We start from the raw sequence: 15,133 nt of genomic DNA on the forward strand, positions 1-15,133 counted from the left end.
CGCCACAAAGCGAGCGGCCAACACTGTATTTTTTCCTCCGTCTCTTTATACTGCGCCTGTCTACGACCAACCTAAGCGATGCTATGCAAAAAAAATCGATTTACGTTGCCTACACCGGTGGGACCATCGGTATGCAGCGCTCTGAACACGGCTATGTACCCGTTTCCGGCCATCTCCAGCGTCAACTGGCGCTGATGCCTGAGTTCCATCGCCCGGAGATGCCGGACTTCACGATCCATGAATACCATCCGCTGATGGATTCATCCGATATGACCCCTGAGGACTGGCAGCACATCGCCGACGATATCCGCAGCCATTACGAGGAGTATGATGGCTTTGTGATCCTCCACGGTACCGACACCATGGCGTTTACCGCCTCTGCGCTGTCGTTCATGCTGGAAAACCTCGGTAAACCGGTGATTGTGACAGGGTCACAAATCCCTCTGGCCGAGCTGCGCTCCGACGGCCAGATCAACCTGCTCAATGCCCTGTACGTCGCCGCCAACTATCCGATTAACGAAGTGGCGCTGTTCTTCAACAATCGGCTGTTCCGCGGCAACCGTACCACTAAAGCCCATGCCGACGGCTTTGACGCCTTCGCCTCGCCAAACCTCGCGCCGCTGCTGGAGGCCGGGATCCATATCCGCCGTCTCGGTACCCCGCCGGCGCCGCAGGGCTGCGGAGAGCTTATCGTGCACCCCATCACCCCGCAGCCGATTGGCGTGGTGACGATTTACCCTGGCATCTCCGCCGACGTGGTGCGTAATTTCCTGCGCCAGCCGGTGAAAGCGCTGATCCTTCGCTCCTACGGCGTCGGCAACGCGCCGCAGAATGGCGAGTTTATTCAGGTGCTGGCGGAAGCCAGCCAGCGCGGCATTGTGGTGGTCAACTTGACGCAGTGTATGTCCGGTAAAGTGAACATGGGCGGCTATGCCACCGGCAATGCCCTCGCCCAGGCGGGAGTCATCAGTGGTTTCGATATGACGGTGGAAGCGACGCTGACCAAGCTACACTATCTGCTGAGCCAGCAGCTGGACGTTGACGCCATTCGCGCGGCGATGCAGCAGAATCTGCGTGGCGAACTGACCCCTGACGAAGCTTAAGGAGGACGTATGGCGCATCGAGCGCTGTTACTGGTTGATTTGCAGAACGACTTCTGCGCCGGCGGCGCGCTGGCGGTTCCGGAAGGCGACAGTACCGTCGAGGTGGCCAATGCGCTTATCGACTGGAGCCTGGCGCGCGGCGAGCCCATCGTCGCCAGCCAGGACTGGCACCCGGCGGATCACGGCAGCTTCGCCAGCCAGCACCAGGTGGAGCCCTACACCGTGGGCGACCTGGATGGCCTGGCGCAAACTTTCTGGCCGGATCACTGCGTTCAGCACAGCGAAGGCGCGGCGCTGCATCCCCTGCTCAAGCAGCAGGCCATCGCCGCCGTGTTCCACAAAGGGCAAAACCGGGTCATTGACAGCTACAGCGCTTTTTTTGACAACGGTCACCGGCAGAAAACTGAACTGGACGGCTGGCTGCGTGGTCAGGGGATCGTGGAGCTGACCGTGCTCGGCCTCGCCACCGATTACTGCGTTAAGTTCACCGTGCTGGATGCCCTGGCGCTGGGCTACGCGGTCAACGTCATCACCGACGGCTGCCGCGGGGTGAATCTTCAGCCGCAGGACAGCAGCCAGGCGTTTATGGAGATGGCCGCCGCAGGCGCCACGCTCTATACCCTCGACGACTGGCGGGAAACCCACGCCTGATCCCTTCCCCGGCGCGCCCGCGCCGGGGCTTCTTCTGCCGCCTCGCTATCGTCCATAAATTGAACTCTCTCGCAGTTTCAACAGGTTATTGCTGGTAGTCTGGCAAGGCTGTTTTTTCGCCACGCCATTTCCGTGGCGCGGTTATTTTTTTAAGTCAAAGAGGAACCACTATGAAACGTTTGCCCTTGCTGGCAGCCTTGCCCCTGCTTTGCGCTTCCGCGCTCTCTGCCCAACCGCTGATGTCCGTCGGCTATTTCAACGGCGGCGGCGACGTCACTGCCGGGCCGGGCGGGGATATCGACAAGCTGGACGTCCGGCAGATCACCCATCTCAACTACTCGTTTGGCCTTATCTATAACGATGAAAAAGACGAGACCAACGCAGCCCTGAAGGATCCTGCTCATTTGCACGAGATCTGGCTGTCGCCGAAGGTGCAGGCGGATCTGCAAAAGCTCCCGGCCCTGCGTAAACAGAACCCGGACCTCAAAGTCCTGCTGTCGGTCGGCGGCTGGGGGGCGCGCGGTTTCTCCGGCGCGGCGGCAAGCAAAGAAACCCGGAAGGTGTTTATTCAGTCTGCGCAGGAAATTGTTGAAAAATATGGTCTGGATGGGATTGACCTCGACTGGGAGTTTCCGGTCAACGGCGCCTGGGGGCTGGTTGCCAGTCAACCGGCCGATCGCGATAACTTTACCGCGCTGTTAAAAGAGCTGCGCGCAGCGTTTGGTACCAGGAAACTGGTCACTATCGCCGTGGGCGCCAACGCCGAAAGCCCGAAAAGCTGGGTGGACGTCAAAGCGATTGCGTCATCGCTCGACTACATCAACCTGATGACCTACGACATGGCCTACGGCACGCAGTACTTCAACTCGAACCTGTATGACTCCAGCCACTGGCCGACGGTCGCCGCGGCGGATAAATACAGCGCCGATTTTGTGGTCAACAATTACCTGGCCGCCGGGCTTAAACCCAGCCAGATGAACCTCGGGATTGGTTTTTATGGCCGGGTGCCGAAACGGGCGGTCGAGCCGGGGATTGACTGGAGTAAAGCGGATGCGCAAAATAACCCGGTCACCCAGCCCTATTTTGGTCCACAGCAGATCGCGCTGTTTGCCTCGCTGGGCTATGACCTGAGCAAAGACACCTACGTGAAATACAATGAAATCGTGGGCAAATTGCTCAACGATCCGCAGAAACGCTTTACCGAGCACTGGGACGATGAGGCGAAAGTCCCGTGGCTGTCGGTGCAGTCCGCGGAGGGCAAGCCGCTGTTCGCCCTCTCCTACGAGAACCCGCGCTCGGTGGCCATTAAAGCGGACTACATCAAGGCGAAAGGCCTCGCCGGAGCGATGTTCTGGGAGTATGGCGCCGATGACCAGAACCAGCTGGCCCGCCAGCTGGCGGAATCGCTGGGGATCAAACACTAATCGCGGCTTTTCCGCCGCATCGCCGCCGCCGGGCGGCGTGACGCAGGCAGCATCGCCGGCAATGCAGGTATATCGCGCCGCCCGGGATAGGTTATGATGCCTGTTATCCGCTGCGCCAGGGGCTGGCGCAGCTTAACCGTTTGACAGGAGGCAGGGGGCCATGGCCTATATCCCCAAAAATTACGCACGTCTGGAAGTGGGTTACCGCGAAAAGGCGCTCAAGCTCTTTCCCTGGGTATGCGGACGCTGCTCACGGGAGTTTGTCTACTCCAATCTGCGCGAGCTGACGGTGCATCATATCGATCACGACCACTCCAATAACCCGGAAGATGGCAGCAACTGGGAGATGTTGTGCCTTTACTGTCACGATCACGAACATTCCAAGTACACCGAAGCCGATCAGTATGGCTCCACGGTGGTAGCGGGCGAAGATGCGCAAAAGAGCGTCGGCGAGGCCACCTACAACCCGTTTGCCGACCTGAAAGCAATGATGAATAAAAAGTAAGCGAAGCGACTGACCGCCGGGCGCGGTCATTGACGCTACCCTTGTCCGGCGCCGGATCAGCCGACGCCGGAACGTCTCCCCGCCGGCCGGCGGTTTATTGCAACTTCACGGTGGCGATCGGCTTCGGCACGATGCCGAAATCTTCCTTCAGCTGCTGTTTGCTCTTCATCACCATCTGCCCGCGGGTGTCGATGGTCATATGCTGGGCGTCGGTGTTATACCGGGCCTGCCACAGCATCACCAGCTGCAGGCTGTTTTCCTTCTGCTCCGGCGTCAGCGCCACGCCATCCGGCCATTTTCCCAGCTCTACCGCCGTCGCCAGACGCTGATACACTTCCGGGGTCATGCTGTCGATAATTTGCTCAATATCCATCTTCCGCTCACCTCCACCTGGAATAATTTGCTGAATCGTTTCTTCAACCCTTGATCTGCTCGCCGTTCTGCTCATCGGTGAAGCTGAGCGACGCCGAATTGACACAATAGCGCTCGCCGGTCGGCTGCGGGCCATCCGGAAACACGTGACCGAGATGGGCATCACAATTTCCGCAGCGGATCTCAATGCGCTGCATGCCGTGGGAGCTGTCGTCCAGATAGCGAATGGCCTCTTCGCTTACCGGCTCGTAGAAGCTCGGCCAGCCGCAGCCGGAGTCGTATTTGGTCTGGGAGTTGAACAGCGGCGCATCGCACACCAGGCAGTGATACACGCCATTTTTCTTGTTGTGCAGCAGCCGTCCGGTGAAAGGCGGTTCGGTGCCATGATGTTGGGTCACGTAAAACTGCATTTCGCTCAAGCCGTTTTTCAGCTCTTCCGGGGAGGGTTTATTTGCCATGGGCTTACATCTCGCTTTGCAATGGACAACTTTCGCCCCAATTCTAACAAAACATTAACAATGAAGCGTACACTTTTGTTCTAAACTTACCCGGTGCCCACAGGCAGCCAGATAATTGTGACTTAAATCACGTTTTTATCTTAAATGCCCTTTAAAATTCCGCGCGCAGCCCCCATATGGAATTGGGCTCAAAGGGAGAGTGAGGCAAATCAATCGCGCAAGGTGTGCTCAGGATTGATTTGTCGCAATGATTGACACGATTCCGCTTGACGCTGCGTAAGGTTTTTGTAATTTTACAGGCAACCTTTTATTCACTAACAAATAGCTGGTGGAATATATGACTATCAAAGTAGGTATCAACGGTTTTGGCCGTATCGGTCGCATTGTTTTCCGTGCTGCTCAGAAACGTTCTGACATCGAGATCGTTGCAATCAACGACCTGTTAGACGCAGAGTACATGGCTTACATGCTGAAGTATGACTCCACTCACGGTCGTTTCGACGGCACCGTTGAAGTGAAAGACGGTCATCTGGTCGTTAACGGTAAAAAAATCCGTGTTACCGCTGAACGTGACCCGGCTAACCTGAAGTGGGACGAAGTTGGTGTTGACGTTGTTGCTGAAGCAACCGGTATCTTCCTGACCGACGAAACCGCTCGTAAACACATCACCGCTGGCGCGAAAAAAGTCGTTCTGACTGGCCCGTCCAAAGACAACACCCCGATGTTCGTTCGCGGCGCTAACTTCGACACTTACGCTGGCCAGGACATCGTTTCCAACGCATCCTGCACCACCAACTGCCTGGCACCGCTGGCTAAAGTCATCAACGACAACTTCGGTATCGTTGAAGGCCTGATGACCACCGTCCACGCAACCACCGCTACTCAGAAAACCGTTGATGGCCCGTCTCACAAAGACTGGCGCGGCGGCCGCGGCGCAGCTCAGAACATCATCCCGTCCTCTACCGGCGCTGCTAAAGCAGTAGGTAAAGTACTGCCAGAACTGAACGGCAAACTGACCGGTATGGCGTTCCGCGTTCCGACTCCGAACGTATCCGTTGTTGACCTGACCGTTCGTCTGGAAAAAGCAGCGTCCTACGAAGAAATCAAGAAAGCTATCAAAGCCGCTTCTGAAGGCGCAATGAAAGGCGTTCTGGGTTACACCGAAGACGACGTTGTTTCTACCGACTTCAACGGCGAAGTTTGCACTTCCGTGTTCGATGCTAAAGCAGGTATCGCACTGAACGACAACTTCGTTAAACTGGTTTCCTGGTACGACAACGAAACTGGCTACTCCAACAAAGTTCTGGACCTGATTGCCCACATCTCCAAATAAGTTGAGATGAAAAAGTAATCTGTAAGAGCGACTTCGGTCGCTCTTTTTTTTGTCTGCAGAGATAGGATTGCACAATGATAAATAAAATTTTTGCTCTCCCGGTGAATGAAACCATTTCGCCCGTTATCTCCCGTCGCCAGCTGGACGACCTGGAGCTGATTGTCATCGACCATCCGCAGGTGAAAGCCTCTGTGGCGCTGCAGGGGGCGCACCTGCTCTCCTGGAAACCCGCCGGTGAAGAAGAAGTCCTGTGGCTGAGCAACAACACCCCATTTAAACAGGGCGTCGCCCTGCGCGGCGGCGTGCCGATTTGCTGGCCGTGGTTTGGCCCATCGGCGCAGCAGGGCCTGCCGTCGCACGGCTTTGCCCGCAACCTGCCGTGGACCCTGGAAGGGCATGATGAAGACGACAGCGGCGTGATGTTGACCTTTGCGCTGCAGAACAGCGCTGAAACCATGAAGCTGTGGCCGCATGAGTTCACCCTCTATGCCCGCTTCAAGCTGGGCAAGACCTGCGAAATCGAGCTGGAAGCCCACGGCGAATTCGAGACCACCTCTGCCCTGCACAGCTACTTCAACGTTGGCGATATCGCGGCGGTGAAAGTGAGCGGTCTTGGCGAGCGCTATATCGATAAAGTGAAGAACGCCGAAGAAGGCGTTCTGAACAACGGCGTGCAGACCTTCCCGGATCGTACCGACCGCGTCTATCTCGACGCCGAAGGCTGCAGCGTGATCCACGACGACGCGCTCAGCCGCACGATCGACGTGGTGCATCATCATCAGCACAACGTGGTGGCCTGGAACCCGGGCCCGGCGCTGTCCGTCAGCATGGGCGACATGCCGGACGATGGCTATAAAACCTTCGTTTGCGTCGAAACCTGCTGCGTGACCCAGCCGCAGAAAGCCAGTGAAGAGACCCCGTCTCGCCTGGCGCAAACCATCAGCGTGAAAAAACGCTAACCGCAAAAAGCCCCGTTTATCACGGGGCTTTTTCTCTTCTCCACCTGGATGCGCTGTGGGTTAAACCATATCCAACCGGGTTTTCCGCGGCGGCGGCGGATAGAGGCGATCCAGCTGCGCAAGCTCTTGCGGGCTGAGAACGATATCAAGCGCGGCGGCATTCTGCACCACATGCTCGATAGTCGCCGCTTTCGGGATCGCCAGCATTCCCGGATGACGAATCACCCAGGCCAGCAGCAGCTGCGCCACCGTCACGCCCCGCGCGTTAGCCATATTGATGATATCGGTATGCTGAAAAAGTCCATCGCGTAAGCGCCCCGCTTGCGCCAGCGGACAATAGGCCATCACCGGCAGGGTGTGCTGCTGACACCAGGGCAGAAGATCGTATTCAATGCCCCGCGACGCGAGATGATAGAGCACCTGGTTGGTGGCGCAGCGTTCGCCGCCCGCCGTGCGCCACAGCGCCTGCATATCGTCGGTGTCCAGATTGGAGACGCCCCAACGGCGGATTTTGCCCTCGGCCACCAGCCTTTCCATCGCCTCGACCGTCTCCTGCAGGGGGATATCGCCCCGCCAGTGCAGGAGATACATATCCAGATAGTCGGTCTGCAGCCGGCGCAGACTGTTTTCACAGGCGCGGCGCATCGCCGCTCCGCCGGCGTGCCAGGGATAGACTTTAGAGACCAGCGTCACCCGGTCGCGCAGGCCGCGGATCGCCTGGCCCACTACCTCCTCCGCCCCGCCGTCGGCATACATCTCCGCGGTATCGATTACCGTCAGGCCATGGTCGATGCCCGCGCGCAGTGCAGCCACCTCCTGCTGACGCTGCGCCGCGTTCTCGCCCATATACCAGGTTCCCAGCCCGATGGCCGGAACTGCCGCCTGCTCGCCAAAGCATATTGTTTTTTTCACCATCGTCTCCTTCTTCGCGCCCTGCACCACCATAAAGCAAAACAGGGCACGAAGCCCTGTTTTGATGCATAAAGCGCACTGTAATAATGCACAATCAGAAGGTGTAGGTGATCCCGGTTGAGATCAGACCGCTCCAGGATTTTTCCACCATCGGGCTATCGGTGATTTCATCCGACAGACGCGTGTAGCGCGCAATACCGTATACGCTCCAGTCGCCGAGGAAGCGATAGTTGGCCGCCAGCTCCAGATACGGGTTCCAGCTGCTGTCCGGATCGTAGCTGCGCATCCCGCTGCGACGGGACTCATGCTGCGAGACGCCATAGTAGTATTCGTTCTGATTGTCGCTGTTCCACTCGACGCCAATGCCCGGCGTCAGCGTCAGGTTCCCGTTGGTGTAGCGGTACAGCCAGGCGAGATCCCAGTTGATGCCGTTGCTGTTATCCAGCGTATCGCCGGCAATCGTCGTGCGCAGGAAGCCATAGGGCGTATTGTGGATATAAGAAAGACCGGCCATCACGGTCGATTTACGTTTATCCAGGCGACGCATTTGTTCGCTATCGCTGTCGCCCGGCTTGAAGTACATCGGCGACCAGTAGGCCGTTATCGACAGCTTATCGTTGGTGTCATTCCACAGGTAGTAACCCCCGCCCAGACCGTGGAACCAGAAGTTATCGCTCTCATAACTAATGACCGGCACCGGATAAACATCCGCATCATACTGCTTGTACGGATGCTCAACGATGCCGACGCCAGCCCCAAGCGTGAACTTCCCATCGGCATGCGCCGCGCTGGCGGAGGTCGCAATCAGCACGCCGAGTGCCAGAAGTTTGATTTTAGTCACAATCCATATTCCCGTTGTCAAATAATCAGCCCGTGCAGTTTACCGTCGTAGGTCTCATGCCTCAAATTCTTTACCCGATATGACACAAATCGTTCACTTTCCCACCCTTCTCTTACCATCTGGTGACAGCCCGATGACAGCTTCACGTCCCGGCGAATCAAAAAGCGTCTTTTTCAGGATGAGTTATTGATATGTCATTGAAATTGATTTTCTGCGGCATGCAAGATTTCTAAATGCATCTACGCTTAAATTTAGAAGGTGTAATTGCAGGGCACATTCACGCTACCCCACCCGCAACCTGGCATAAGGGTTGCTGGATACCAGGAGAGCGATGTTCAGCTTATGTCTTCCGGGGGCCCCCACTATTCATATGAACGGCTCTCAACCTGTGCTAAAAAACGAAAGGACGGCATGCCATGAATATATTCGATCACTATCGCCAGCGCTATGAAGCTGCCAAGGACGAAGAGTTCACACTGCAGGAGTTTCTTACCATCTGCCGGCAAGATCGCAGTGCCTATGCCAATGCGGCAGAACGTCTGTTGATGGCCATTGGTGAACCCGTCATGGTTGATACGGCTCTCGAGCCGCGGCTATCCCGTCTCTTTTCAAACCGGGTCATCGCACGCTATCCGGCGTTTGAAGAGTTTTACGGTATGGAAGACGCCATTGAGCAGATCGTTTCCTACCTCAAGCATGCCGCCCAGGGGCTGGAAGAGAAGAAACAGATCCTCTATCTGCTGGGACCGGTGGGCGGTGGTAAATCATCGCTGGCTGAACGGCTGAAAGCCCTGATGCAGCGCGTGCCTATCTATGTGCTGAGCGCCAACGGCGAGCGCAGCCCGGTTAACGATCACCCGCTGTGCCTGTTCAATCCGCAGGAGGATGCGCAGATCCTTCAGAAAGAGTATGGCGTCCCTACCCGCTATCTCGGCACCATTATGTCGCCGTGGGCGGCCAAACGCCTGCATGAGTTTGGCGGCGATATCACGAAATTCCGCGTGGTCAAAGTCTGGCCATCGATTCTCGAGCAGGTCGCCATCGCCAAAACCGAACCGGGCGATGAGAACAACCAGGATATTTCAGCGCTGGTGGGTAAAGTGGATATCCGTAAGCTGGAACACTATGCGCAGAACGACCCAGACGCCTACGGCTACTCCGGTGCGCTGTGCCGCGCCAACCAGGGGATCATGGAGTTCGTCGAGATGTTTAAAGCGCCGATCAAGGTGCTGCATCCGCTGCTGACCGCGACCCAGGAGGGTAACTATAACGGGACCGAAGGGATCTCCGCCCTGCCGTTTAACGGGATCATCCTTGCCCACTCCAACGAATCGGAATGGGTGACCTTCCGTAATAACAAAAACAATGAGGCCTTCCTCGACCGCGTCTATATCGTCAAAGTGCCTTATTGCCTGCGGATCTCCGAAGAGATCCGTATCTATGAAAAACTGCTCAACAGCAGCGAACTGACGCATGCGCCATGCGCCCCGGGCACTCTGGAAACGCTGGCGCGCTTCTCGATTCTGTCGCGCCTGAAAGAGCCGGAAAACTCGAGCATCTACTCGAAAATGCGGGTCTATGACGGCGAGAGCCTGAAGGATACCGACCCGAAAGCGAAATCCTATCAGGAGTATCGCGACTATGCCGGGGTGGATGAAGGGATGAACGGGCTCTCCACCCGCTTTGCCTTTAAGATCCTCTCAAGGGTGTTTAACTTCGACCATGTTGAAGTGGCGGCCAACCCGGTGCATCTGTTCTATGTGCTGGAGCAGCAGATTGAGCGCGAACAGTTCCCGCAGGAGCAGGCCGAGCGCTATCTGGAGTTCCTCAAAGGCTATCTGATCCCGAAATACGCCGAGTTTATCGGCAAAGAGATCCAGACCGCTTATCTGGAATCCTACTCCGAGTACGGGCAGAACATTTTCGATCGCTATGTCACCTACGCTGACTTCTGGATCCAGGATCAGGAATATCGCGATCCGGACACCGGGCAGCTGTTTGACCGTGAATCGTTGAATGCCGAGCTGGAGAAAATTGAGAAGCCGGCCGGGATCAGCAACCCGAAAGACTTCCGTAATGAAATCGTCAACTTTGTGCTGCGCGCCAGAGCCAACAACAGCGGACGTAATCCGAACTGGACCAGCTATGAGAAACTGCGCACGGTTATTGAGAAGAAAATGTTCTCCAATACCGAAGAGCTGTTGCCGGTCATTTCGTTTAACGCCAAAACCTCAACCGATGAGCAGAAAAAACACGACGACTTTGTCGACCGCATGATGGAGAAAGGCTACACCCGCAAACAGGTTCGCCTGCTGTGCGAGTGGTACCTGCGGGTTCGTAAATCGTCCTGATGCGTCCAGCCCGGCGGTGCGCCGCCGGGCCAACTGCAGCTGAATGATGATAAGTAAAGTTGGCTAATGCAGTACAGGAGGGCATATGACCTGGTTCATAGACCGACGCCTGAACGGGAAAAACAAAAGCGCCGTCAATCGTCAGCGCTTTTTGCGCCGTTATAAGGCGCAGATTAAACAGTCGATCTCCGAGGCCATCAACAAGCGCTCGGTGACCGATATTGAGAGCGGAGAATCCGTCTCGATCCCGACGGACGATATCAACGAGCCGATGTTTCATCAGGGTCGCGGCGGGCTGCGCAACCGCGTCCACCCGGGCAACGACCATTTCGTGCAAAACGACCGCATCGAACGCCCGCAAGGGGGCGGCGGCGGCGGGGGCGGCGGTCAGGGGCAAGCCAGCGCCGATGGCGAAGGGAAGGATGAGTTTGTCTTCCAGATTTCGAAAGATGAGTACCTGGATCTGCTGTTCGAAGATCTCGCCCTGCCGAATCTGAAGAAAAATCAGCACCGGCAGCTGAACGAGTTTAAAACCCATCGCGCGGGCTTTACCTCTAACGGGGTGCCGGCCAACATCAGCGTGGTGCGTTCGCTGCAGAACTCGCTGGCCCGCCGGACGGCGATGACCGCCGGTAAGCGCCGTGAACTGCGCGCCCTGGAGGAGGATCTGGAGACCATCAGCCGCAGCGAACCGGTGCAGCTGCTGGAGGAGGAGCGCCTGCGCAAAGAGATTGCCGAACTGCGGGCTAAAATTGAACGGGTGCCGTTTATCGACACCTTTGACTTGCGCTACAAAAATTACGAAAAACGGCCGGAGCCCTCCAGCCAGGCGGTAATGTTCTGCCTGATGGACGTCTCAGGCTCGATGGACCAGGCCACCAAAGACATGGCCAAGCGCTTTTATATCCTGCTGTATTTGTTCCTCAGCCGGACCTATAAAAACGTCGATGTGGTCTACATCCGCCACCATACTCAGGCGAAAGAGGTGGATGAACACGAGTTCTTCTACTCTCAGGAGACCGGCGGCACCATCGTCTCCAGCGCCCTGAAGCTGATGGATGAAGTGGTGCAGGCGCGTTATGACCCGGCGCAGTGGAACATCTACGCCGCCCAGGCATCGGATGGCGACAACTGGGCCGACGACTCCCCGCTGTGCCACGAACTGCTGGCGAAGAAAATTCTGCCGGTGGTGCGTTATTACAGCTATATCGAAATTACCCGCCGGGCGCATCAGACCCTGTGGCGCGAGTATGAACACCTGCAGGCGACCTTTGATAATTTCGCCATGCAGCATATCCGCGACCAGGAGGATATCTACCCGGTATTCCGCGAACTGTTTCACAAACAATCGTCTAAAAGTGAAGCGTAGTGAAATACTCAGCCAGTGAGTCGAGTGACTTGCTGGCTATTTTCCTCAGACACAAGGCCCGATGGCACAGCCATACATCATGTAAAACGGAAACAACGGGGCCATGGCGACGGCGCCAAGCGAGCTAATCGTTTTGGTCTTATCATTGATTGATACCACAACGGGGTGCGCTAACGGGTAGGCGGCGGCCAGATCTGACGCGTCCGATGCCGTCCAAAATCCTGTCGCTTTAAACAACACCCCGAGGCGATCGTTATCAATCTGCACCGCATGATACTGATTCACCAGCTCGCTATGCTGCCCGGCATCCAGTTTGCGCTGATCCATCACCACCAGATATTCCGCCGTCACCTCATGTTGTTCCACGACAAAGTTAACCCGCACGCCGGAAGCCTGTTGGTGAAAGCGCTCATAAAAGGTCTTATAACGCTGATATTCCTCAGGCACACCGTCACGGACAAAGCGGTAACTGTATTTCGCTGAGCTGGCGACAATACCGGACTCTGTGGGTTTCATCGCCACAATGGTATCCCGAGGCGGCAAGTTTGGCGCGCTGGTACAGCCTGCGAGCATCGCCACTACGACCAGCGATAAGATATATTTCACCATTTTCAGCCGTTCCTGTTCGCGATTTTTTCTATGACATCTGGCGTTTTTTTTAACACTACAGGTACAAATCCCTAACCCTGTGTATCATAACTGCCTAATCTGCTTCAAACATTCGCGCGATCGTCAGCATTGAACTGTTTCTACTCTCAGGAGCCTGCTATGACCCCTTTTTATCAATTGACGGCTACCCGACTGCGCGGACAGCCCCTCTCCATGGCTGACTATGCTGGCAAGGTGGTTCTGGTGGTGAATACGGCCAGCCATTGTGGCTTCACGCCGCAATATGCTGGCCTTGAAGCGCTCTACAAAAAGTACGCGGCTCAGGGGCTGGTTGTGCTTGGGTTCCCCTGCAACCAGTTTGGCAAGCAGGAACCCGGCGGTGCGGATGAAATCGAGCAGACCTGTCACGTTAACTACGGCGTGAGCTTCCCGATGTTTGAGAAAGTGGACGTCAACGGCCCTGCCGCGCACCCGCTGTTTCGTTATTTGAAACAAGCGTTGCCCGGCGTGCTCGGCAAACGGATCAAGTGGAATTTCACCAAGTTCCTCATCGGTCGCGACGGCACTCCCCTCACGCGTTTTGCGCCGTTCACGACGCCGGAGAAAATGGAAGCCGCCATTGTTGCCGCACTCAAACGCTAAGTGTTCCTGTCATTCCACGTTCGCCCAACGGTGGCTGGCTGCCCATGCAAGATAGAGGTCGATCTCACGCGGCCAGCAACCGTCTGTGGTTGGCCTAACTTCCGCCTGCCCGACACGCAGCCTACAGCGGCGACACGGCCTCAACCTCATGCTGAAACACGTAGGGGTCGGAGAGCAGTTCGAATACTTCGTCGTCCGGATAGGTGACCGCGACGTGATAGTCTTCGCCTGCGAAGGCTTTGACCGCCGCGAGATCCTGCCAGTAGGTGGCGAGAAAGAAATGCGCCCATTCGCCCTGGTTTTCCCGGCGCACCAGCGCGCCCCTGTTGCCGGAGATACCCCGGGCGTGTTCCACGCCGGTCAGCTCAAGGTGCTTTGCAAACCCCTCGGCATGTTGCAATGGCACACAGCCGTGCCAGGTCCTGACAATCATTTGCGTTCTCCTGTGGTAATCAACCTCTCACCCTAACATCGACAGGCATTTTTGGGGGAGCGCAACAAGGCGGTGCTGGCAACAACGCAAAATTATTTTGCCGGACGAGGATATCCCCTCACTCTGCAGTATTTTCGGCTGCGGCGCAGCATTGGGCCGAATATTGCGCGGTGAGTATGACTGTTAGCGGGCGCGGAAAAAATCGTGGCTCGTCAGCCCCGGGGGGTCTTATCGATACACGCCCAAGCCGCGTCCCTTCAGGGCATCGCCAGCCGCTCTTGATGATCCGCAAAGAGAGCGATGAGATGGTCGGCGAGAACCCGCACGCGTCTTGACCCGGCCAGGTCGGAATGCATCACCAGCCAGAGGGTCTGATCCGCGCCGATCTCCGGCTGCAGGCACTGCAGGCCGCTGGCCCGCGCCATAAAGTGCGGCAGGATGCCCAGGCCGAGGCCCGCGGATACCGCGGAAACCTGGGCCACGAGCGTATTGGCTTCGACTTTACACGGCCGGCCGCGCAGGGTGCGCGTGATCCATTGGGCGGCCGGCAGGTGCTGGTGAGTTTCCGGCCACCCCACAAAGTCCGCCTCGCTCAGCGACAGGCCGTCCGCGCCGGCCAGATAGCCGGCGGCGCCATAGACGCCAAACCCCACCGTCCCCAGACGCTTTAACGTCAGATGCCCGGCCTCAGGCTTGACCATGCGGATCGCCAGATCGGCATCCCGACGGTGCAGGTTCACCGGCTGCACGCCGCTCAGCACCTCCACCCGCAGCTCGGGATATTGGTCCAGGAGCCCTTTCAGGGAGGGCAGAATAAAATGCGTGGCCAGGTTGTCCGCGGTGGCCAGGCGGACAACCCCGGCGACATGCCCCTGCAGTTGCGCCGCTTCGCCGAACGCCAGGCCTGCGTATTCCAGCGCCTCAGCCCGCGCGAGCAGGGCTTCGCCATCGTCGGTCAGGCGATAGCCGCTCTGATGGCGGCTGAAGAGCGGAACGTTCAACGCCTGCTCCAGCCGATCCAGCCGGCGGGAGACCGTGGCAATCCCCATGTTCATCTTGTCGGCGGCGCCGCTCAGCGTTCCCGCCCGGGCGATGGCGAGGAATATGCGCGCATCATCCCAGTTAAATTCTGCGGTCATCTATTTTCCATTTACGGAAAACGACTCTCCGT

The 15,133-nt window shown here is 57.2% G+C and carries 17 protein-coding genes; 10 read left to right on the top strand and 7 right to left on the bottom strand.

The genetic code is table 11. The features are described from left to right. Positions 1-83: 83 nt before the first annotated feature. The 4 genes from ansA (at position 84) to yajD (ending at position 3,683) form a co-directional block, all read left to right on the top strand. A complete protein-coding gene (ansA, locus tag ABLV04_RS23585) occupies positions 84-1,103 on the top strand; it encodes an asparaginase (protein ID WP_032452508.1) in 1,020 nt (339 codons plus the stop codon). A gap of 9 nt (positions 1,104-1,112) precedes the next feature. Continuing rightward, entirely contained in the window at positions 1,113-1,754 is a 642-nt protein-coding gene (gene pncA / locus ABLV04_RS23590; RefSeq protein ID WP_004203790.1) for a bifunctional nicotinamidase/pyrazinamidase, read from the top strand. A 170-nt stretch (positions 1,755-1,924) separates the two neighbouring features. Next, a complete protein-coding gene (locus ABLV04_RS23595; protein ID WP_348816251.1) occupies positions 1,925-3,178 on the top strand; it encodes a glycoside hydrolase family 18 protein in 1,254 nt (417 codons plus the stop codon). Positions 3,179-3,338: 160 nt separating this feature from the next. After that, positions 3,339-3,683, top strand: a complete 345-nt coding sequence (yajD, locus tag ABLV04_RS23600) for an HNH nuclease YajD (RefSeq protein ID WP_002901254.1) — start codon at positions 3,339-3,341, stop codon at positions 3,681-3,683. A gap of 94 nt (positions 3,684-3,777) precedes the next feature. Here the strand turns inward: yajD and ABLV04_RS23605 are convergent, their stop codons facing one another. Together ABLV04_RS23605 and msrB are read right to left on the bottom strand one after the other, a co-directional pair. Continuing rightward, positions 3,778-4,056: a YeaC family protein gene (locus ABLV04_RS23605; protein ID WP_004203787.1), complete on the bottom strand. Its 279-nt coding sequence runs from the start codon at positions 4,054-4,056 to the stop codon at positions 3,778-3,780. 43 nt (positions 4,057-4,099) lie between these two features. Further along, positions 4,100-4,513, bottom strand: a complete 414-nt coding sequence (gene msrB / locus ABLV04_RS23610; protein ID WP_004203786.1) for a peptide-methionine (R)-S-oxide reductase MsrB — start codon at positions 4,511-4,513, stop codon at positions 4,100-4,102. A gap of 337 nt (positions 4,514-4,850) precedes the next feature. Between msrB and gapA the strand changes: the two genes are divergently transcribed. After that, positions 4,851-5,846 carry a glyceraldehyde-3-phosphate dehydrogenase gene (gene gapA / locus ABLV04_RS23615; protein WP_004203784.1) on the top strand — a complete coding sequence of 332 codons (996 nt, stop codon included), beginning with the start codon at positions 4,851-4,853 and terminating at the stop codon, positions 5,844-5,846. A 74-nt stretch (positions 5,847-5,920) separates the two neighbouring features. Next, the gene (locus ABLV04_RS23620) at positions 5,921-6,805 is read left to right on the top strand and encodes a D-hexose-6-phosphate mutarotase (protein ID WP_023289274.1); all 885 of its coding nucleotides are present in this window, start codon (positions 5,921-5,923) and stop codon (positions 6,803-6,805) included. A 60-nt stretch (positions 6,806-6,865) separates the two neighbouring features. Here the strand turns inward: ABLV04_RS23620 and ABLV04_RS23625 are convergent, their stop codons facing one another. Then, positions 6,866-7,720: an aldo/keto reductase gene (locus tag ABLV04_RS23625; RefSeq protein WP_147733760.1), complete on the bottom strand. Its 855-nt coding sequence runs from the start codon at positions 7,718-7,720 to the stop codon at positions 6,866-6,868. 91 nt (positions 7,721-7,811) lie between these two features. After that, positions 7,812-8,558 (bottom strand): MipA/OmpV family protein, encoded by a 747-nt coding sequence (locus tag ABLV04_RS23630; protein WP_147733759.1) that lies wholly within the window; start codon positions 8,556-8,558, stop codon positions 7,812-7,814. Positions 8,559-8,974: 416 nt separating this feature from the next. Between ABLV04_RS23630 and yeaG the strand changes: the two genes are divergently transcribed. Next, the gene (yeaG, locus tag ABLV04_RS23635) at positions 8,975-10,909 is read left to right on the top strand and encodes a protein kinase YeaG (RefSeq protein WP_004203779.1); all 1,935 of its coding nucleotides are present in this window, start codon (positions 8,975-8,977) and stop codon (positions 10,907-10,909) included. A gap of 85 nt (positions 10,910-10,994) precedes the next feature. After that, entirely contained in the window at positions 10,995-12,278 is a 1,284-nt protein-coding gene (locus ABLV04_RS23640) for a YeaH/YhbH family protein (RefSeq protein ID WP_012968476.1), read from the top strand. Positions 12,279-12,323: 45 nt separating this feature from the next. Here ABLV04_RS23640 and ABLV04_RS23645 read toward each other — a convergent pair whose 3' ends face one another. Further along, positions 12,324-12,887, bottom strand: a complete 564-nt coding sequence (locus ABLV04_RS23645) for a hypothetical protein (protein WP_101977866.1) — start codon at positions 12,885-12,887, stop codon at positions 12,324-12,326. Positions 12,888-13,046: 159 nt separating this feature from the next. On the opposite strand from ABLV04_RS23645, the gene ABLV04_RS23650 reads away from it, so the two are divergent. Further along, positions 13,047-13,529 (top strand): glutathione peroxidase, encoded by a 483-nt coding sequence (locus ABLV04_RS23650; RefSeq protein ID WP_048297307.1) that lies wholly within the window; start codon positions 13,047-13,049, stop codon positions 13,527-13,529. A 121-nt stretch (positions 13,530-13,650) separates the two neighbouring features. Here ABLV04_RS23650 and ABLV04_RS23655 read toward each other — a convergent pair whose 3' ends face one another. After that, the gene (locus ABLV04_RS23655; protein ID WP_102002501.1) at positions 13,651-13,962 is read right to left on the bottom strand and encodes a hypothetical protein; all 312 of its coding nucleotides are present in this window, start codon (positions 13,960-13,962) and stop codon (positions 13,651-13,653) included. A 91-nt stretch (positions 13,963-14,053) separates the two neighbouring features. On the opposite strand from ABLV04_RS23655, the gene ABLV04_RS23660 reads away from it, so the two are divergent. Then, complete coding sequence (locus ABLV04_RS23660; RefSeq protein ID WP_223822589.1) at positions 14,054-14,149, top strand: hypothetical protein; 96 nt, start codon at positions 14,054-14,056, stop codon at positions 14,147-14,149. Between the two features lie 70 nt (positions 14,150-14,219). Here ABLV04_RS23660 and ABLV04_RS23665 read toward each other — a convergent pair whose 3' ends face one another. Continuing rightward, positions 14,220-15,101 carry a LysR family transcriptional regulator gene (locus tag ABLV04_RS23665; RefSeq protein WP_147733758.1) on the bottom strand — a complete coding sequence of 294 codons (882 nt, stop codon included), beginning with the start codon at positions 15,099-15,101 and terminating at the stop codon, positions 14,220-14,222. Positions 15,102-15,133 lie beyond the last annotated feature (32 nt).

Source organism: Klebsiella sp. JN_Kp127, from assembly GCF_040062505.1.
Taxonomy (GTDB): Bacteria; Pseudomonadota; Gammaproteobacteria; order Enterobacterales; family Enterobacteriaceae; genus Klebsiella; species Klebsiella quasipneumoniae.